The organism is Congregibacter variabilis (assembly GCF_045689235.1).
GTDB lineage: Bacteria > Pseudomonadota > Gammaproteobacteria > Pseudomonadales > Halieaceae > Congregibacter > Congregibacter variabilis.
The window spans coordinates 1,904,041-1,922,439 of the sequence record NZ_CP136864.1; the positions used below are offsets into that span (position 1 = coordinate 1,904,041).

Annotated in this window: 17 protein-coding genes; 10 read left to right on the plus strand and 7 right to left on the minus strand. The window is 55.0% G+C overall.

What is annotated here, in order from left to right; genetic code table 11:
• Positions 1–25: 25 nt before the first annotated feature.
• Positions 26–682 carry a 3-oxoacid CoA-transferase subunit B gene (locus R0135_RS08355; RefSeq protein ID WP_407349799.1) on the minus strand — a complete coding sequence of 219 codons (657 nt, stop codon included), beginning with the start codon at positions 680–682 and terminating at the stop codon, positions 26–28.
• Positions 683–693: 11 nt separating this feature from the next.
• Positions 694–1,395 (minus strand): CoA transferase subunit A, encoded by a 702-nt coding sequence (locus R0135_RS08360; protein WP_407349800.1) that lies wholly within the window; start codon positions 1,393–1,395, stop codon positions 694–696.
• Between the two features lie 127 nt (positions 1,396–1,522).
• On the opposite strand from R0135_RS08360, the gene R0135_RS08365 reads away from it, so the two are divergent.
• Positions 1,523–2,425: a LysR substrate-binding domain-containing protein gene (locus tag R0135_RS08365; RefSeq protein WP_407349801.1), complete on the plus strand. Its 903-nt coding sequence runs from the start codon at positions 1,523–1,525 to the stop codon at positions 2,423–2,425.
• Between the two features lie 131 nt (positions 2,426–2,556).
• A complete protein-coding gene (locus tag R0135_RS08370; RefSeq protein WP_407349802.1) occupies positions 2,557–4,455 on the plus strand; it encodes an ATP-binding cassette domain-containing protein in 1,899 nt (632 codons plus the stop codon).
• Positions 4,456–4,476: 21 nt separating this feature from the next.
• On the opposite strand, the gene R0135_RS08375 is transcribed toward R0135_RS08370, so the two are convergent.
• Positions 4,477–5,664, minus strand: a complete 1,188-nt coding sequence (locus R0135_RS08375) for an aromatic amino acid transaminase (RefSeq protein WP_407349803.1) — start codon at positions 5,662–5,664, stop codon at positions 4,477–4,479.
• Between the two features lie 186 nt (positions 5,665–5,850).
• Between R0135_RS08375 and R0135_RS08380 the strand changes: the two genes are divergently transcribed.
• Complete coding sequence (locus R0135_RS08380; protein ID WP_407349804.1) at positions 5,851–6,060, plus strand: hypothetical protein; 210 nt, start codon at positions 5,851–5,853, stop codon at positions 6,058–6,060.
• A gap of 17 nt (positions 6,061–6,077) precedes the next feature.
• On the opposite strand, the gene R0135_RS08385 is transcribed toward R0135_RS08380, so the two are convergent.
• Both R0135_RS08385 and R0135_RS08390 read right to left on the minus strand, forming a co-directional pair.
• On the minus strand, positions 6,078–6,815 hold the full coding sequence (locus tag R0135_RS08385; RefSeq protein WP_407349805.1) for an HAD family hydrolase: 738 nt from the start codon (positions 6,813–6,815) through the stop codon (positions 6,078–6,080).
• Positions 6,816–6,818: 3 nt separating this feature from the next.
• Positions 6,819–7,760: an aminotransferase class IV gene (locus R0135_RS08390; RefSeq protein ID WP_407349806.1), complete on the minus strand. Its 942-nt coding sequence runs from the start codon at positions 7,758–7,760 to the stop codon at positions 6,819–6,821.
• 108 nt (positions 7,761–7,868) lie between these two features.
• On the opposite strand from R0135_RS08390, the gene cmoA reads away from it, so the two are divergent.
• Positions 7,869–8,609: a carboxy-S-adenosyl-L-methionine synthase CmoA gene (cmoA, locus tag R0135_RS08395; RefSeq protein ID WP_407349807.1), complete on the plus strand. Its 741-nt coding sequence runs from the start codon at positions 7,869–7,871 to the stop codon at positions 8,607–8,609.
• Entirely contained in the window at positions 8,606–9,580 is a 975-nt protein-coding gene (cmoB, locus tag R0135_RS08400; RefSeq protein ID WP_407349808.1) for a tRNA 5-methoxyuridine(34)/uridine 5-oxyacetic acid(34) synthase CmoB, read from the plus strand. Before cmoA ends, cmoB begins: the two co-directional genes overlap by 4 nt.
• 309 nt (positions 9,581–9,889) lie before the next feature.
• Here cmoB and lon read toward each other — a convergent pair whose 3' ends face one another.
• Together lon and R0135_RS08410 are read right to left on the minus strand one after the other, a co-directional pair.
• Positions 9,890–12,385, minus strand: coding sequence for an endopeptidase La (gene lon / locus R0135_RS08405; protein ID WP_407349809.1), 2,496 nt, complete (start codon positions 12,383–12,385; stop codon positions 9,890–9,892).
• A 118-nt stretch (positions 12,386–12,503) separates the two neighbouring features.
• Complete coding sequence (locus R0135_RS08410) at positions 12,504–12,851, minus strand: DUF1820 family protein (RefSeq protein WP_407349810.1); 348 nt, start codon at positions 12,849–12,851, stop codon at positions 12,504–12,506.
• A 266-nt stretch (positions 12,852–13,117) separates the two neighbouring features.
• On the opposite strand from R0135_RS08410, the gene miaB reads away from it, so the two are divergent.
• From miaB to lnt, 5 genes are read left to right on the plus strand one after another with little or no spacing between them, the layout of a single operon-like run.
• Positions 13,118–14,419 carry a tRNA (N6-isopentenyl adenosine(37)-C2)-methylthiotransferase MiaB gene (gene miaB, locus R0135_RS08415; RefSeq protein ID WP_407349890.1) on the plus strand — a complete coding sequence of 434 codons (1,302 nt, stop codon included), beginning with the start codon at positions 13,118–13,120 and terminating at the stop codon, positions 14,417–14,419.
• Positions 14,420–14,458: 39 nt separating this feature from the next.
• The gene (locus R0135_RS08420; RefSeq protein ID WP_407349811.1) at positions 14,459–15,493 is read left to right on the plus strand and encodes a PhoH family protein; all 1,035 of its coding nucleotides are present in this window, start codon (positions 14,459–14,461) and stop codon (positions 15,491–15,493) included.
• A complete protein-coding gene (gene ybeY, locus R0135_RS08425; protein WP_407349812.1) occupies positions 15,493–15,981 on the plus strand; it encodes an rRNA maturation RNase YbeY in 489 nt (162 codons plus the stop codon). Before R0135_RS08420 ends, ybeY begins: the two co-directional genes overlap by 1 nt.
• Positions 15,981–16,817 carry an HlyC/CorC family transporter gene (locus R0135_RS08430; protein ID WP_407349813.1) on the plus strand — a complete coding sequence of 279 codons (837 nt, stop codon included), beginning with the start codon at positions 15,981–15,983 and terminating at the stop codon, positions 16,815–16,817. Before ybeY ends, R0135_RS08430 begins: the two co-directional genes overlap by 1 nt.
• Complete coding sequence (gene lnt, locus R0135_RS08435) at positions 16,814–18,349, plus strand: apolipoprotein N-acyltransferase (protein ID WP_407349814.1); 1,536 nt, start codon at positions 16,814–16,816, stop codon at positions 18,347–18,349. The genes R0135_RS08430 and lnt overlap by 4 nt, the downstream gene beginning before the upstream one ends.
• Positions 18,350–18,399 lie beyond the last annotated feature (50 nt).

Genomic DNA, 18,399 nt, shown 5'->3' on the forward strand with positions numbered 1-18,399 from the left:
TTGGCTCTCATTATGCGGCCCTGCCCTAGAGCACCATTTCGGGAACATTGTCTGGAACGACCAACTCGCCCTCGGTAAGCGCGATGATTTCTTCAACGCTCACACCCGGCGCACGCTCTCGCAAAATGAACTTGCCATCCTCTATATCCAGAAGTGCAAGATCCGTCAGTACACGTTTGATGCAGGCTTTGCCCGTCAGCGGCAAGGTGCACTCAGATAAGAGTTTGGACTCGCCCGATCGCGAAGCATGCGTCATGGTGACAATAATATTATCGGCGCCAGCCACCAGATCCATGGCACCGCCCATTCCCTTGATTAGTTTTCCGGGAATCATGTAGGAAGCGATATTGCCCTGACAGTCCACCTCGAATGCTCCCAAGACGGTCAAATCCACATGACCACCGCGAATCATGGCGAAGGACTCCGCTGACGAAAACAATGACGCCCCTTTGACCATGGTGACGGTTTGCTTTCCAGCATTGATTAGGTCCGGGTCAACTTCTTCTTCCAGGGGAAATTGCCCCATACCTAAGAGGCCGTTCTCAGACTGCAACATCATTTCCATATCCTCAGGGATATAGTTTGCGGCCAAGGTGGGAATACCAATTCCAAGGTTGACGTAAAAGCCGTCCTGAAACTCCTGCGCGACACGTTGCGCCAATTGTTCTCTGGTCAGAGCCATGTCATATCTCCTTAAGCGCTTCGCACGGTGCGTTGTTCGATGGCTTTTTCAAAACTACCCTTAATCAGGCGATCCACATAGATACCTGGAAGGTGGATTTCATCGGGGTCCAACTGACCAACCTCAACGATCTCCTCCACTTCAACGACGGCGATCTTGCCGGCGGTTATAGCCATAGGATTGAAGTTACGCGCGGTCTTTCGAAACATCAGATTTCCGTAACGATCACCCTTCCAGGCTTTAGCGATAGAAAAATCGCCCTGCAGCGCCTCCTCGAGAATGTAGTACCGGCCGTTGAATTCTCGAGACTCTTTTCCATCGCCAACGGGAGTGCCATAGCCCGTCGCCGTAAAAAAGGCTGGAATTCCCGCGCCGCCGGCGCGCATTTTTTCCGCGAGAGTACCTTGCGGGGTTAACTCCACCTCAAGCTCGCCGCTCATCATTTGCGCTTCGAATAGGGCATTCTCTCCGACGTAGGAGGCAATCATCTTCTTGATCTGACGATCCTCAAGAAGTAATCCTAAGCCAGCACCATCAACGCCGGCATTATTGGACGCAATGGTCAGACCCCGCGTGCCTTTTCGCTTGATTTCTTTGATGAGGTTCTCAGGTATCCCGCAGAGGCCAAAGCCCCCCGCAATAACCGTCATGTTGTCCTCAAGGCCAGCCATGGCCTCCTCGTAACTATCTACCACTTTGTCGAATCCAGCCACGACACACTCCTGAAAATGCTGATTTCTAATTTTATTGAACCAGACTGCAAGACGGCGTTATATTTATCAAATTGTATTTTTCAATTAATTAATAAATTTAGATAATCAATAAAATTGCGGTGAATCCATGGCAGTACCAATCAATCAAGTCATCGCTTTCAGCGCAGTTGCCCGAACTGGCAGCTTCGCCGAAGCCGCCGTTGGGCTACACCTGTCGCAGCCAGCGCTGAGCATTGCCATCAAAAACCTGGAAGAGTCACTTGGCGGGAAACTATTCGCTCGAACTACTCGCTCGGTGACGCTTACACCCGAAGGAAAAGCTTTTTATCCCGTCGCCCGGCGGCTGCTGTCCGACTGGGAACAGTCACTTCAAGACGTACGAAACCACTTTTCCTTGCGCCGCGGAAAACTGGATATCGCCGCCATGCCCACCTACACCATCAACCTGCTCCCCAAGATACTGGCCAGCTTTCATCGGCAATACCCAAACATCAATGTGACCGTGCATGACGTTATCGCCGAAAGCGTTGTTGAAATGGTGCGGGAGCATCGCTGTGAACTGGGTGTGACCTTTGATCCGGACGATTCGCCCGACCTGACGTTCCAGCCTCTGTTCATAGACCGGTTTATAGCGATCCTCCCGAGCCAACATCCGCTATTGCGAAAGAGAAGCCTGCGCTGGCGTGATCTACTGGACTACCCGCATATCAGTTTGCAAAAACCCGCCGGTACCCGAGCACGCATCGACCAAAGCCTTGCAAAAGAAAGCCTGCGAATTACACCTGCGTTTGAGTCTCACCAACTTGTTAGCATCGGACGAATGGTGCGCGAGGGCTTAGGCCTCAGCGTAGTGCCCAGCACTAGCCGCGCTCAAATGAAAGAAATGGGGCTGGAGTGCCGGGCGATTGCTTTTCCGGTGATAACGCACCGGCTAGGTGTGATTACGCGCAGGCAGCAAACGCTATCGGCTGCTGCTCAAGCCATGGCATCGTTGATTCGCCAGATGAGCCCGAAAAAAAACGAGCCTTAAAGTACGCTTCCGGGCTAGCCGACGCGGGTTTCCGACATCGACGGGTGCGGCCATGTTCCCTAAGAAAAAGTGCATCGATATAGCTGCAAGCACTGTAGAATGCGCCCCTCATTTTCTACAGCCGCGTATCCATGGACCTTCTGCGTCTCGAACAGGCCAACTTGCATTTTGGCACTCACGTCCTCCTCGACAGCGTCGACCTGCAAATAAGTAGCGGTCAACGGCTGGGGCTTTTAGGCCGTAACGGCGAGGGAAAAAGCACGCTGCTCAAAATTCTGGCGGGCGACCTCGCCCTGGATGGAGGCGAGCGCTGGCTGCGCCCGGGTACGCGTATCGCAAGGCTTGAGCAAGAACTGCCTGAGGCCACAGACATCACGGTGTATGACTATGTTGCCGATGGACTGGCCGAGACTGGCGCACTCCTGCGTCGCTTTGAGCAGCTTATTTCCTCCCCAGACGCCGACCTTGTAGAGATGGAACGCGTACAGCACGCCCTGGAGGCCGCAGACGGCTGGCAGTTGGGCCAGCGAGTCGACACCACGCTAACCCAGCTGGACCTCGCTCGCGACACGCCCATGGCGAGCCTTTCCGGTGGATGGCGACGCCGGGCCTCTCTGGCAAGAGCGCTGGTCAGTGATCCGGACATTCTGCTGCTGGACGAGCCCACTAACCATCTCGATATTCCCGCCATCGAGTGGCTTCAGGAGCAGCTCACGACTTTGCGCTGCGCTTTAGTCCTGATCACGCACGATCGACGATTTCTCAGTGGTGTTGCCGATCACATCGCAGAGCTTGATCGCGGCGGACTGACCGTCTGGCAGGGAAGCTACGAAGGATTCCTGACCCATCGGGAGCAGCAACTCGCGGCTGAAGAGAGAGCCAACGCCCTCTTCGACCGCAGATTGAGCGACGAAGAGAAGTGGATCAGGCAGGGCATTAAAGCCCGACGCACCCGTAACGAGGGTCGAGTTCGAGCTCTCAAGGCCATGCGCGAAGAGCGCAGTGCCCGGCGCGAACGCACCGGCACCGCAAATCTGAATGTGGACAATGCCCAGCGCAGCGGCAAGATCGTCGTGGAGTTAAAAGAAGCCAGCGTTGTGCTCGGCGGCCGCCAGATTATCAAGCCTTACTCCATGCTGCTCCAACGCGGTGATCGTGTAGGCATCGTAGGGCCCAATGGCGCCGGAAAAAGCACCTTGATCCGTCTGCTTACCGGCGAACTGGCACCTGAGACCGGTAGCGTTCGCCTGGGCAGCAAACTCGAGGTGGCCTATGGCGATCAGGGGCGGTCGACCCTGGATCCAACTAAAAATCTCATCGACAATGTTTGCGGCGGTCGGGACTTTATTGACATTGGTGGCCGTCGCAAACACGCCGTGTCTTATCTGGGGGACTTTCTGTTTTCGCCGCAGCGGCTGCGCACTCCCGTGGGAGCGCTATCCGGCGGAGAACAAAATCGCGCCGTACTGGCTTTGCTGTTCAGTAAGCCCGTTAACTTGTTGGTGCTCGATGAGCCTACTAACGATTTGGATATCGAGACCCTGGAGCTTCTGGAAGAGTTGCTCATGGAGTTTAAGGGCACGGTATTGCTGGTAAGCCATGACCGGGCATTTATGGATAACGTGGTGACTAGTCTGCTGGTGTTGTCTGGTGACGGCGGTATCGAAGAGCATGCAGGCGGCTTTAGCGACTGGGAAGCTCGCGGCGGTCGCTTGCTGCCTCTGGAAGCCATGCCCCATGACACCGCAAGCACCGCTGATACAAAGCCTGCTCCGGCGGCGGCAGCCGAGCCCGCACCCCACACGCAGAAGAAGCTCAGTTACAAAGAGCAGCGGGAACTCGATGCCATTCCGGGAGAGATAGAAGCTCTGGAGACCAGACAGGCTGAGCTCGAGGGCCTATGTGCAGATCCAGCGTTTTACGAGCGCGAGGCACAGGAGGTCAAAGACCTCCTCGCTGAAATGTCCGGTATTACAGACACGCTCGAATCAAAAATTGAGCGCTGGACAGAACTGGAAGAACGCGTCTAAGCCGCTTGGCCCGGACGCGGCTTACAACACTTTAGCGATAGAGTCCGCCAGATAATCAATGTTGCGGGCGTTGACTCCGGCTACATTGATCCGCGATGAGCCAAGCATGTAAACGCTGTAATCGTCTCGCAAGGTCTGCACCTGCTCACCACTGAGTCCCAAAAAGGAGAACATGCCTTTTTCGGCGCGGATAAACTCAAAGTCGCGTCCCGTTGCCGTCTGAAGCTTCTCCACAAGATCGCTGCGCAATCCGTTGATGCGATCGCACATACCACGCAGCTCGGCCTGCCAGTTCGCTGTGAGGTCATCGTCTGCCAATACCGCGCTGGCAAGCAGTGCGCCATGCGCTGGAGGCATGGAGTACACGCGTCGTGCAGCGACTTTTGCCTGACTTAACAAGGCATCGGCATTCTTCTTATCACGACACAGAAACATAGTGCAGCCTGTGCGCTCACGGTAAAGACCCATGTTCTTTGAACAGGAAGCCGCAATAATCATTTCAGGCAAGCGCTCAGCGAGTTGACGCAGGCCCGCCGCATCCTCGTCAAGTCCGTCACCTAAACCCTGATAGGCGATATCGATAAACGGCATAAAGCCCTGAGCTTCGGCCATGTCACCAATAATGGACCACTGCTCCTGCGAAAGGTCCGCACCGCAAGGGTTGTGACAGCAGCCGTGCAGCAGCACGATGTCATTGGGTCCTGCAGCTTTAAGATCTTCCACCATTGCATCAAAGTTCACGCCATGAGTTTGGGCGTCGTAGTAACGATAGGTGGAGAACTGCAGACCCACGCTTCCCAATAAAGGAATATGAACGGGCCAGGTGGGATCCGAGACCCAAACCTTTGCTCCGGGCGAGGCTGCCTGAATAATCTCAGCACCAATACGCAGTGCGCCACAGCCTCCAGGTGCCTGAATACTGCTGACTCGCCCGTCAGCTAATGCCGCACTATTCTCGCCCAGTACCAGCTTTTGCATGCCAGGGTTGAAGCCTGCGACTCCCGCTGGAGACAGATACGCCTTACTTACCTCTTTGGCCACCAATGTTGTCTGAGCCTGACGAATAGCATCAAAGACCGGGCACACTCCGTTCTCGTCCATGTAAATGCCCACCGTGAGGTCTACCTTCTTGGGATTGTCGTCCGTGCGACACAGCGCAGCGAGGCCAAGAATGGGGTCATCGGGAAGAAGTTCGAGTGCGTCAAGCATGATAAAAATTCCTGATCGGAGCGGGCGAATTGACCTCTTCAGAATACGCGAGGCTGCTATGCGAGAAAACAATGATTTTACGCTGCTCCAGCGACTGCGCACTTTTCACGTTTTTTTTGCGGATTTTTCCCTTGTTGCCACAGGTCAGAGTTCTATTCTAAGTACATAGTTACAAGGTACACCGTCATGGCACAAAACAAAGAAAACACAGCTAGCAGCAACGCAAACTCAGGCGCGACCAATAACAGCCTGGTGGCGTTCTTGGGAGCCATTAAATTCCGCAAGCCTACGCATGCTGCAAACGATGTAGAGCGCTACTTCGCGCAGCCACAACCTCAGGCTCGACAGCGTCGCAAGCTTGCTGAAGAAAACTACTGGATTCGCAGCGCTAACTAAGCGGCTGATAACACCCACTACCCACGCAGAGCGTGGGTCAGCATTATCTCGTAGCTTCGCTGCGCTTCCGTGCACAGTGCCTCCTGCGCAGCACTAAGCACCACAGCCTCCTCCTTTTGACCCTGAACTGGAGCGGCAAACCCGGTAGATGCCCATACTGAGGCGTACCAATGGGGTCCCCATACACCGTCACTCTCTCTCGGCCCCGCTGGCCAACTCAACATTCCCTCGTCAAACGCGATGGATAAGCGCGAGCATAATTGCCTGAGCACGTCCCGGGGATTACTCAAGGTCAAAGCGGCGTCCAGAACCGGCGGCACTGCACCAAGGCGATCGCACTCTCGCTCGAACAGCGCAGCCTGCTGAGCAAAGCCCAATTCATCAAGGCTAAAGTCCTCTCGCACTCTGGCATAGGACGCGATGATCCGCCTAGGCTCGCGCACTAAAAAACAATTTGTAAATTGCTCGGTAAAAGCCAGATCCATGTCTGGAAGAATGTGCTGGGTCATGTGTTTTTGGTAATACACAGGGGCCGGCTCCTCGGTACACAGCGCATCAGCCACCGTCCGCCAATCTTGAGACTGGCTGGAGAGGACTTGTGAACGCCCCGGATGATCATGACCGGTAGCTGCGAGATACGCTGCATAGAATGGCTCGTCGATCACGGCACAATCGCTGCGATTTTCGAAGGAACGCATCATCGCCGTACTGATGTTGCGGGGTCCGGACCACATCGCCACGCGCCGAACAGTCATGATTTAGTCCTCGCCACGGACATGCAAACGCCCCGGACCATCAATGTACTGACTTACATAGCGGCGATACGCCGACTGAAGTTGCGTCACTACTGGCCCACGAGTCGCGTCGCCAATTTTTCGCCCATCGACCTCTCGCACGGGAACCAATCCGGCGAAGGTGCCGGTCACAAATGCCTCTTCGGCGTTATAGACGTCGGTAAGGGTGAAATTACGCTCCCTAACTGTCATTCCCTCATCCTTGGCGATATTCAGAACCTTGCGCCGCGTAATACCATCGAGGCAGTAGTCTCCGGTGCTGGTCCATAACTCCCCTCGACGCACGATGAAAAAATGCGTGGAATTACAGGTCGCGACAAAGCCGTGAGGGTCGAGCATGAGTGCCTCATCATAGCCCGCCTTCGCTGCCTGTATGCAGGCAGTCACGCAGTTCAACTTGGAGTGCGTGTTTAAAGTCGGATCCTGAACATCGGAGTAACCTCGACGCACATGCACGGTGAATAAGGTCACGCCCTTATCTACTGTCTCAGGAAGTGCCGTCTTGTACTCCGGAATAATTACGATGGTCGGCGGCGTAACGGTCATCCGCGGGTCCTGATAGGGCGTTGACTTAACACCGCGAGAAACCATGAGGCGAATATGTACGCCGTCGTGCATGTCGTTTGCAGCAAGAGCCGCATATAGCCGTCGTGTAAGCGTTTCTTTATCGACACTGACCTCAAAATCCAGGGTATGCATACCCTCATAGAGCCGATCAAGGTGCTGCTCCAAAAACAACACGGTGCCACCTTCAACCCGCAGTCCTTCCCACACACCGTCACCCAGCACAAAGCCCGAATCAAATACCGAAACAACAGCCTTCTCTCGGGGCAGTAGCTCACCATTAATGTCGATGAGAATGCTCTGATTGCGGTCCGCCCCGCTGTACTCATGAGTGCCTTGCATAATCAAGATCCTGCCTTATTACGATGAAGAACAAGCGTTCAAAAACGCGACGCATGCTAACATGCGCGGCGCTCGCGACAGACCTCTAGCGAGGAGACCAAAACCACCGTGACCGATACCTCAGACACTCTTGATACCTTGTTCAGCGACCCGCTGCGGGCGCCGGGGCCCTTTCGCTTTGACAACGATGTTGTTGCGGTCTTTCCCGACATGATCCGACGCTCCGTTCCCGGTTACGAAACTGTCATCGCCATGTCGGGACTGCTCGCAGGACGCTACGCGCGATCAGGTAGCTGCGTCTATGATCTGGGCTGCTCCTTGGGGGCCACCACCCTATCCATGCGTCGTCACATCACCGTGCCAGAGTGCAAAATTATCGGAATCGATAACTCCCCGGCCATGATCGAGCGTTGCCAGGAATTAATCGCAATGGACGGCGGCGTCGCACCGGTGGAGCTTCGCGAAAACGATATCCTGGAGAGCGAGATATCCGACGCGTCCATGGTGGTCCTGAACTACACGCTACAGTTTGTTCCCCGGGAAGACCGACAGCGCTTACTGCAACGCATAGCCGATGCACTCATGCCGGGAGGCATTCTTGTCTTGTCAGAAAAAGTTGTGTTTCCGGATGAGACCCTGAACCAACTCAATATCGACCTTCATCACGACTTCAAGCGAGCGCATGGCTACAGCGACCTGGAAATCGCAGGCAAGCGTGACTCCATAGAGAACGTACTGGTTCCCGAGTCATTGGATCAACACCGCGAGCGTCTGCGGGACGCGGGATTCAGCTCAAGCGATGTTTGGTTCCAGTGTTTTAACTTCGCTTCGATTATCGCCCTCAAATGATCGATATCGAGACACTCAAGGAGCGCTGGAAGGATGGCCCGCTGGCACCCTGGGGCGACCTGCTGGCCGCACAGGTGGAAGTCGGTCTTTCTGTTTTGCGCCACGGTGATATCCCTCGCTGGCGTAGTGCCCTGGAATCCCTGCCAGACATTCCAGTGAAGGATGTTTTGCTCAACCGCGCAGCGGTTGGGGTAACGGCAACAGCAACACTGGATGCGAGGGTGCTTGAAGAGCTGGAAGCTGCTTTACGGGGACTCTGCCCCTGGCGAAAAGGACCTTATGAGTTGTTCAGCCTGCCCATTGATACGGAATGGCACTCAGACTGGAAGTGGGACCGGCTCACCCAACACATCGAATCCCTCGAAGACCGCCGCGTTCTCGACGTGGGCTGCGGCAATGGATATCACTGCTGGCGCATACGTGGCGAAGGAGCTTCGGAGGTCATCGGTATAGATCCTTCCCCCCTGTTTGTAATTCAGTTTGCGGCATTGCAGCATTACATTCAGGATCCAGCCGTAAGCGTGTTGCCCATAGGTATCGAAAAACTACCGCCAAAACTCCATGCCTTTGATACCGCATTTTCTATGGGGGTGCTTTATCACCGCCGTTCGCCCATAGAACATTTGCAAACCCTACGCGACAGCCTTCGCAGCGGCGGTCAGCTAGTACTCGAAACCCTCGTAATAGAAGGTGACGAGCGGCAATGCCTGGTGCCCGAGGGGCGCTATGCCCGCATGGGTAACGTCTGGTTTATCCCAAGCTCTGCCATGCTGATCCTGTGGCTAGGCAAACTGGGCTGGAAAAATCCCAGGGTAGTCGATGAATCTGTTACCACCACCGAAGAGCAACGCCCCACAGACTGGATGAGTTTTCAGTCTCTTGAGCATTTTCTGGATCCGAATGATCCCTCACTCACGCTGGAAGGTTACCCGGCGCCTCGGCGGGCTGTGGTGATTGCTGAGGCACCTTAACTCAGGTGGTCGTTTCAAGGCTCGCCCCGCCACAGGAACACTCACCGAAAGTTCTGGGCAATTCGAATCGGCTCGCCCCACCACAGGAACACTCACCGAAAGAGATTTGGGGGATCGGTTCGCTTATCCCGAGGTGGCGCGAGCCTAGCGCCGGTGCCAGCTTACCGAGGCATTGACGATTGCAGGCCGATGCAGGCATCGCCTTCAAAGAGCCTATCCCCCAAGTCTTTTCGGCGATTGAAGGCGGTGCCTGTGTTGGCCTGCAATCAGCACCAGCGTTGAGCTGAGCTGAGCTGAGCTTAGGCTTAATCAGTGTAGTGACTTACCCCGTCGATGATCCTCAAAGACCGTCTCAAAGACATCACGAAAATGCCGGGCAAAATGCACGTTAATGCCCTCTCGCAAGTAATCTGGCAACTCCTCGAAGTCACGACGGTTCGCATGGGGCAAAATCAGCTCCATGATCTTGGCGCGCCGCGCCGCAATCACCTTCTCGCGTATGCCACCTACGGGCAGAACCTGACCCGTGAGCGTCAACTCTCCGGTCATCGCCAGGGGTCGACGAATTCGCTCCTTTCGCGCCAGCGAGACCAGAGCAGTGGCGATGGTGATTCCGGCGCTCGGACCATCTTTTGGGGTGGCCCCCTCGGGTACGTGCAGATGCACCATGCTGGTATCAAAAAAGTCCGGGTCGCAGCGATAGTCCTTGAGGTGTGAGACCACAAAGCTGTAGGCGATATCCGCTGACTCCCGCATCACATCACCGAGACGTCCGGTGAGCTTGAAACCACGATTCAGTGTATGAATACGCGAAGACTCAATCGGTAAGGTGGCGCCGCCCATGGCTGTCCAGGCCAGGCCTGTAGCGACACCAATCCCCCGCTGCGGCTTCTCAGCTTGAAACAGTGGCTGACCCAACAAATCTTCGATATCCCGCTTACCAATGCGGCGCTTCTCGTAGCTCGTGTCGGACTTGGTCTTGCGTCTCTTTGTGTCGCGACCCTTTACAAAACTCACGATGGACTTGCGCATAATCCGCGACAGCTGCTTCTCTAGATTCCGCACACCCGCTTCACGGCAATAGGACTCAATCACGTACTTTAGCGCGGGGTCGTTGATCTTGAGCTGATCCTCAGCCAGCCCATGGCGCTGTAACTGCTTGGGCCAGAGGTGATTCCGGGCGATAACGAGTTTCTCTTCGGCTACGTAGCCTGACAGGCGCAGGGTTTCCATACGGTCAAGGAGCGGCCCGGGGATTGTGTCGAGCTGGTTCGCCGTGCAGATAAATAACACCTTGGAAAGGTCTATTCTCAAATCGAGGTAATGATCAAGAAACTCGCTGTTTTGTTCCGGATCCAGAACTTCCAGTAGCGCCGAGGCCGGATCGCCCCGAAAAGACGCACCAATCTTGTCGATCTCATCCAGCATGATGACCGGGTTTGCCACTTTTACTTCTTTGAGCGCCTGCACAAACTTACCCGGCATAGCCCCAATGTAGGTACGTCGATGGCCTTTGATCTCGGCCTCATCGCGCATCCCCCCCAAACTAAAGCGATAAAACTCACGGCCCAGAGCATTGGCGACAGAGCGACCAATACTTGTTTTGCCGACTCCTGGCGGACCTACGAGCAACAAAATAGATCCTGCAATCTCGCCCTTAAAGGAACCTACCGCCAGAAACTCAAGAATGCGATCTTTTACATCGTCCAAGCCATCGTGATCCTCATCCAGCACAGCAGCTGCGTGCGGAAGATCAAGATTATCCTCGGAGGTAACACCCCAGGGGACTTGCGTTGCCCAGTCCAGATAATTGCGAGTAACGCCATATTCGGGTGAGCCCGGCTCCAACACAGAGAGTTTTTGAAGCTCATCATCGATACGCTCGCGAACGGCGTCCGGCAGTACCAGAGACTCTAGTCGCGCCTCGAAGCGCTCAGCGTCGGAGGTGCGGTCATCCTTGGAGAGCCCAAGCTCTTTCTGAATAACTTTCATCTGTTCGCGCAGAAAAAACTCGCGCTGTTGCGTAGAGACCTTCTCGTTCACCTGCTCAGAGATCTTCCCACGCAGCTGCGCAACGTCACGCTCCTTACTTAACAGGGCGAGAACCTTCTGCATACGTGATTGCAAAGGCAGAGTGTCAAGAATTTCCTGTAGCTGGTCGCCATTAGCCGTTGTAAGCGCGGCCGAGAAATCCGCCAGTAAACTGGGCTGGTTTGGGTTGAAATTAGCGATGTAGTGGCGCAACTCCTCGCTGTATAGAGGGTTGAGGGGTAGAAGCTCCTTCACGGCATGCAATACGGCCATGGCATAGGCTTTCACGTCATCGCTGTCACGGTCACCCTGACTCCGGGGATATTCAACCTGCACTCGATAGGGTGGTTTGTCACTCAGCCAGCGCACGATGCGAAAGCGTCGAATGCCTTGGGCGAGAAATTGCCCAGGGCTTTCAGCCATCATCGGCGGGCGATGTAGCCGAACAACGCAGCCCATCTCCGGAAAATTACGAGGTTGAGGCTCAACACCGCCAAGCTGGCTCGCATCGACATAGGCTAGTCCAACGACGCCATTGGCAGTTTCATTGACCGCCTTGATCGTTCCGCCCCACTCCTGCGGATCCATAGCCACCGGCTGCACCTGGCCCGGAAAGAACGGGCGCTGCGGTACGGGAATAAGGTAAAGAGAATCAGGAAGTACATCGTCGGCCACCGCCGGGGTCGAAGCCTTTGACACCTCGCCGTCGTCCACTATCTCAGCGCTAACATCCTGCTCTAACTGAGCCTTATCTTCTTTTTCATCGTTTTGCATAACAAACCCTCTGCTCACTCAGAAGAGATGGGGGTCAGTGAAGAGATTTCAACTCGCTGCGCTGAGTTCTTGCAACACCAGGTCCTATGCGGCCTACGCGCCGCAGTCGTTAGGGACGCTAGTCGTCACTACTGCGCGGCTTCGCGGGCACTGAGGGCATGGGGAATGAAGTAACGTTGGTGTTATCACCGGGTTTAACGTCGGAAATCTTGGCAACACCCTCTTTGGCCACTTCATCAATACGGATGACTGAATGCAAAGGGATATAGCTGCGCTGGACGCCACCAAACTCGTTTTTGAGTTTTTCTTCGGCGGGATCTACCAGAATCTGCGAACGCTCCCCAAACAGGAGTTCCTCGACTTCAATGAAGCCCCACATATCACTTTGGTAGATCTGGCGCGCAAAAATTTCTACGACCTGATTGCCGTTTTGAAAGATGACCTTGTAAACAGGACTGCTTGGCATAACGATTCCGGTTACTCACTGTGGCTACCCGAGTACCCCTTGTCTGGCTGAAGTAAGCCACTGGGCTGCCGCGTTTTAGCGGGCGCGAGAGCATACCGATCATCAGGGCACAATGCCAGCAAATTTGCTGGGCAGCAGCGACAACCGGCGCTATACTCCGCGGCCCTTTTACAGAGGCCCTCGAGGTGCAGAAACACGACACCCGAGAGCAAGCAAGGTCAGGAGCGGTGAGCAAAAAAGTCTTCGTCAAAACCCATGGCTGTCAGATGAACGAGTACGATTCTGCGCGAATGCAGGACCTCCTCGTGGACAGTCACGGCCTGGAGCCTACAAATCGTGAAGAAGAAGCTGACGTTATCCTGCTCAATACCTGCTCCATTCGCGAGAAGGCCCAGGAAAAAGTCTTTCACCAGTTGGGCCGCTGGCGGCCTCTGAAGCAGAAAAACCCAGATCTCATCATTGGTGTGGGCGGATGTGTGGCTAGCCAGGAAGGCGCGGAGATTGGCAAACGAGCACCCTTCGTTGACCTGGTGTTTGGTCCTCAGACCCTTCACCGGCTTCCGGAGATGCTGGAAGAACGCCGGGCCAGCGGCAATCTTGTTGTTGATATTAGTTTTCCGGAGATCGAAAAGTTCGATCGCTTACCTGAACCCAGCGTAGAAGGTCCGACAGCGTTTGTATCAATCATGGAAGGCTGCAGCAAATACTGCAGCTTCTGTGTAGTGCCTTATACCCGCGGTGAAGAAGTCTCACGCCCTCTAGACGACGTTATCGCCGAGGTCGCAAGTCTTGCAGCGCGAGGAGTTCGCGAAGTCAATCTTCTGGGACAAAACGTGAACGCCTATCGCGGCGACAGTCACGAAGGTGACATTGTCGATTTTGCCGAACTCCTGCACTTTGTTGCCGCTATCCCCGGCATTGATCGAATTCGCTACACCACCTCTCATCCAGTGGAGTTTTCTGAGGCATTGATACAGGCCTATGCGGAGATTCCAGAGCTCGTGGACCACCTTCATCTCCCAGTTCAGGCGGGTTCGGATCGGGTGCTGGCTGCCATGAAGCGCGGCCATACCGTGCTCGAGTACAAGTCGAAGATTCGCAAGCTACGCACTATTCGCCCGAATATCAGTATGTCCTCGGACTTTATCATTGGCTTTCCCGGAGAGACCGAAGCGGACTTCGCTGCAACCATGAAGCTTATCGATGATATTGGTTTCGACATGTCCTTTAGCTTCATCTACAGCGCTCGACCCGGCACTCCAGCGGCCGATCTTGCGGACGATACGGACGAAGACACCAAAAAGTCGCGACTGCACATCCTCCAGGCGCGCATCAATCAGCAGGCTCAGGCCATTAGCCGAAACATGGTGGGCACGCGGCAACGCATACTGATTACGGGCCCATCACGGAAGGATCCCGGTCAGTTGCAGGGTCGCACAGAGAACAATCGCGTGGTGAATTTTAGCGCCGCAGACCACGGACTTATCGGTCAGTTTGTCGACGTCACCATTGGCGAGGCGCTCCCCAACTCCCTTCGCGGAGAGTTAATACCGGGAACTGCGGGTTGACTGTGGCGAATTCGTGACTATTCTTGCAGTTCCAAGGGCATGGCTAACGCCACAAACAACAATTTGACCTCAGAACCTCCCAGTCCGAGCGGGCAGCCCTTTAGTCTGACCCTCGAACCTGACGATGCACGACATCTTGCGGCCCTGTGCGGGCAGTTTGACGCGCACCTGCGTCAAATCGAAGAACGGCTCGAGGTTAAAATTAAATCTCGCGGCAATCAGTTTACGCTCGACGGTGACCCCGCTGCGGTTTCCACGGCCAGCGCTTTGCTGGAGCACCTTTACGCCGAAGTTTGCCAAGGCATTGCAGTCACGCCGGAGTCTCTCCATCTGCAGCTCCAGCACGCGGATACAGAAATATTCAATGCCGATGGCAGTGTCGAGGCATTGCAGGTCATTCGCACCCGAAAAGGATCCATTAAACCCCGGGGCCGAAATCAACAAGCTTACGTTCGAACTATCCAAAAGTGCGATATCAACTTTGGTGTAGGGCCGGCAGGCACCGGTAAAACCTATCTCGCGGTAGCCTGTGCGGTAGAAGCGCTTTTAAACGAAGAAGTGCGCCGCATACTTCTGGTAAGACCCGCAGTGGAAGCCGGAGAAAAACTCGGCTACCTACCAGGAGACCTCAGTCAGAAAGTGGATCCGTACTTACGCCCGCTTTATGACGCGCTTTACGAAATGCTGGGCTTTGAGACCGTGAGCAAATATATCGAGCGAAGCATTATCGAGGTGGCACCACTGGCCTTTATGCGCGGTCGAACACTCAACCACTCCTTTATTATTCTGGATGAGGCGCAAAACACCACCAGGGAACAAATGAAAATGTTCCTGACGCGTATTGGCTTTGGCTCTACCGCCGTGATTACCGGTGATGCCACACAGATTGATCTACCTCGGGGAACGCAATCGGGCCTGACCCATGCGGCGAAGATTCTTGAAGAAGTCGAAGGCATTGGATTCACCTGGTTTGCCAACAGAGATGTTGTACGCCACCCGCTGGTACAACGAATCGTGGCCGCCTATGAAAGCCATGATGCAGTCACCACGAGCCTGGAGAAGAGTAAACCCTGATGCTCACCCTCGACGTATTTCGCGACACTGTCGAGAAATCTCCAGATGATCAGACCCTGCTTCGCGCCGCCGAATGCGCTCTAAAACAGAGCAAGGCTAATCCCGACAAACATTGGGAGGCTGCCCTTCGCATCGTTGATGTCAGCGAAATGCAGCAACTTAACGCGCAGTATCGTGACAAGGATCGCCCCACCAATGTGCTGTCATTTCCCGCTGAACTGCCGGCAGATGTCACTCTTGATCTATTGGGCGATATTGTTATTTGCGCCCCTGTCGTAAAAGAAGAAGCCGCAGCTCAGGGAAAACCCCTTGCCGCGCATTGGGACCACATGCTCATTCACGGCGTGCTACATCTATTGGGTTTCGACCACGAATCTGACGCTGAGGCGACACAAATGGAACTCCTGGAAACTCAGGCGCTAGCCACCCTTGGCTGGCCCTGCCCCTACCACGCCGACACGGCGCATCTGGCAGAAGGAACGCCCTGATGAGCGATGACCGCAACGAAGAGAAATCGCTGCTGGGCCGAATAGCGCAGGCATTTTCTTCTGAACCTCGAAGCCGTGAAGATTTGCAGCAAATCCTTCAACTGGCCATGGAAAACGACATCATCGAGGAAGACTCGCTCTCCATCATTGATGGGGCCATGCAGGTCAGTGGCATGCAGGCACGCGACATCATGGTGCCGCGGCCACAGATGGTTGTGATCAAATCCGAGAGCACGCTGGAGGAAGTGCTGCAGCATATTTCTGCAAGCAAGCACTCCCGCTACCCTGTGATCGGCGAGAGTCCTGATGACATCCTCGGCATCTTACTGGTCAAGGACCTTTTGCCCCAGATTCTCTCAGATGATCGCGAGAGCTTTGATATTCGTCAGCTTCTTAGGCAAAGCGTCGTGGTCCCCGAGAGCAAACGACTGAATGTGTTGCTGCGTGAGTTCCGCGAAAACCGCAATCATATGGCCATTGTTATTGACGAATATGGCGGAGTCGCCGGTCTTGTCACCATCGAAGATGTACTGGAAGAGATCGTTGGAGAAATCGAAGACGAAACGGATGAAGACGAAGATCAGTTCATTCGCCGCATTGCCGATGACGACTTTTTTGTTCGGGCGCTCACGCCTATCGAAGATTTCAATGACTACTTCGACGTAGCGTTCAGCGACGACGAATTCGACACCATCGGGGGCTTGGTGATGCACGCCTTTGGACACATGCCCACGCGTAACGAAATCACCCATATCGAAGGCTTCGAGTTCAAGGTTATCAACGCCGACCAACGAAAGATTCATAGTCTGCGTCTGCGACCCCCCGGCGCAGAATGAGCGACGCGCCCGGCGTCTCTGCGAGCCCCCTGCCCCGGTTGCAGGTTCTGATATTGGCGCCGCTTGCCGGCGCTCTGATTACACTTTCTCTGGCACCTTTTAAGCTATGGCCCGCAGCGATTTTAGGCTGTGCGGTGTATGCCTACCTCCTGGCAAGCTGTACACCGGGTCAGGCACTGTGGCGTGGCTGGCTCTTCGGCCTGGGTATGTTTGGCTCCGGTGCTTCCTGGGTTTACGTGAGTATCCATGTCTACGGCAATGCCGGGATTCCTCTAGCCGCATTCTTGACGCTGCTTTTTTGCGCAGGACTGGCGCTGCTCCACGCACTGCAGGCATGGCTATATACGCGCATAGTTCGCCCACTCCCGGGGGGCATGCTGCTGGGATTTGCGGCGTTTTGGGTGTTTGGTGAATGGGTTCGCAGCTGGCTGCTTACCGGCTTCCCCTGGTTATATCTGGGCTATGCCCACGTCGATACCTGGCTTGCAGGCTGGGCGCCTATCAGCGGTGTTTACGGCCTGTCCTTTGCCGTTGCCTTCACCGCAAGCTGCGTGTTCCTGACCTGGAGAAGTCCTCAGCCAGCAACAGTGCTTAGCTATGGCGGCTTGCTCGCCACGCTTTGGGGTGGTGGTCTGATGCTAAAGCCCATCGAATGGGTAGCACCGGCCAGTGAACAAAGCATCAGTGTCGCTATCTACCAGCCTAATATTCCTCTGGAGCAAAAGTGGGATCGACGTAGCTACCAAAATATTCTTCGTCGCTACGAACGTGCAGTGCGCCCAATGCTCGCCCATGATCTGGTGCTGTGGCCGGAGTCAGCGATTCCGCGTACCGCGGATCGTGCAGGCGATTTTCTGGATCCTATTGCCCGGCGCGCGAGCCTCAGCGACACCACGCTTATCACTGGAATTCCCACACGAAACGATCAGGGCCAGTACTTCAATAGCATCATTGCCCTGGGTCAAGGCAAAGGTCAGTACGACAAACAGCGACTGGTGCCTTTTGGCGAGTACGTTCCGCTGGAAGCCCAACTGCGCGGCCTCATCGATTTTTTCGACTTACCCATGTCAAACTTCAGCAAGGGCTCCAGTCAGCAAGGCCCGCTGCAGGCCGGCAATCATCGTGTCGCTCCTTTAATCTGCTACGAAATCGTGTACCCCGAATTAGTGGCGCAAAGCGCACAGCGGGCGGAAATTTTAGTAACAATCAGCAACGACAGCTGGTTTGGTGCCTCTATTGGCCCTTTGCAGCACCTTCAAATGGCACGCATGCGGGCACTGGAGAATGGGCGTTATTTGCTCAGGGGGACCAATAACGGTGTGTCCGCGATCATCGATCATCGCGGTCAAATCATCTCTCGCACGGAGCAGTTTGTTGAAAGCACTCTGGTGGGCAATGCCCAGGTAATGCTCGGTAGCACGCCGTTTACCAGTTTTGGCTCTCTTCCGCTGCTGGTAGCCCTGGGATTACTGCTTGGCAGCATGGGTCTGTTGCATCGGACACTCTGGCGAGACGCCGGTAGCAGAGACTGAGGCTTCGCCGAAAAACAGGTTTGCTGCTAATATGCTCGCTTTTTTCGCAG

What these genes read in the sequence shown, in the direction of transcription:
- R0135_RS08355 (WP_407349799.1), bottom strand. Translation starts at nt 682, where the DNA reads ATGGCTCTGACCAGAGAACAATTGGCGCAACGTGTCGCGCAGGAGTTT.
- R0135_RS08365 (WP_407349801.1), top strand. Translation starts at nt 1,523, where the DNA reads ATGGCAGTACCAATCAATCAAGTCATCGCTTTCAGCGCAGTTGCCCGA.
- R0135_RS08370 (WP_407349802.1), top strand. Translation starts at nt 2,557, where the DNA reads ATGGACCTTCTGCGTCTCGAACAGGCCAACTTGCATTTTGGCACTCAC.
- R0135_RS08375 (WP_407349803.1), bottom strand. Translation starts at nt 5,664, where the DNA reads ATGCTTGACGCACTCGAACTTCTTCCCGATGACCCCATTCTTGGCCTC.
- R0135_RS08380 (WP_407349804.1), top strand. Translation starts at nt 5,851, where the DNA reads ATGGCACAAAACAAAGAAAACACAGCTAGCAGCAACGCAAACTCAGGC.
- R0135_RS08385 (WP_407349805.1), bottom strand. Translation starts at nt 6,815, where the DNA reads ATGACTGTTCGGCGCGTGGCGATGTGGTCCGGACCCCGCAACATCAGT.
- R0135_RS08390 (WP_407349806.1), bottom strand. Translation starts at nt 7,760, where the DNA reads ATGCAAGGCACTCATGAGTACAGCGGGGCGGACCGCAATCAGAGCATT.
- cmoB (WP_407349808.1), top strand. Translation starts at nt 8,606, where the DNA reads ATGATCGATATCGAGACACTCAAGGAGCGCTGGAAGGATGGCCCGCTG.
- lon (WP_407349809.1), bottom strand. Translation starts at nt 12,385, where the DNA reads ATGCAAAACGATGAAAAAGAAGATAAGGCTCAGTTAGAGCAGGATGTT.
- R0135_RS08410 (WP_407349810.1), bottom strand. Translation starts at nt 12,851, where the DNA reads ATGCCAAGCAGTCCTGTTTACAAGGTCATCTTTCAAAACGGCAATCAG.
- miaB (WP_407349890.1), top strand. Translation starts at nt 13,118, where the DNA reads ATGAACGAGTACGATTCTGCGCGAATGCAGGACCTCCTCGTGGACAGT.
- R0135_RS08420 (WP_407349811.1), top strand. Translation starts at nt 14,459, where the DNA reads ATGGCTAACGCCACAAACAACAATTTGACCTCAGAACCTCCCAGTCCG.
- ybeY (WP_407349812.1), top strand. Translation starts at nt 15,493, where the DNA reads ATGCTCACCCTCGACGTATTTCGCGACACTGTCGAGAAATCTCCAGAT.
- R0135_RS08430 (WP_407349813.1), top strand. Translation starts at nt 15,981, where the DNA reads ATGAGCGATGACCGCAACGAAGAGAAATCGCTGCTGGGCCGAATAGCG.
- lnt (WP_407349814.1), top strand. Translation starts at nt 16,814, where the DNA reads ATGAGCGACGCGCCCGGCGTCTCTGCGAGCCCCCTGCCCCGGTTGCAG.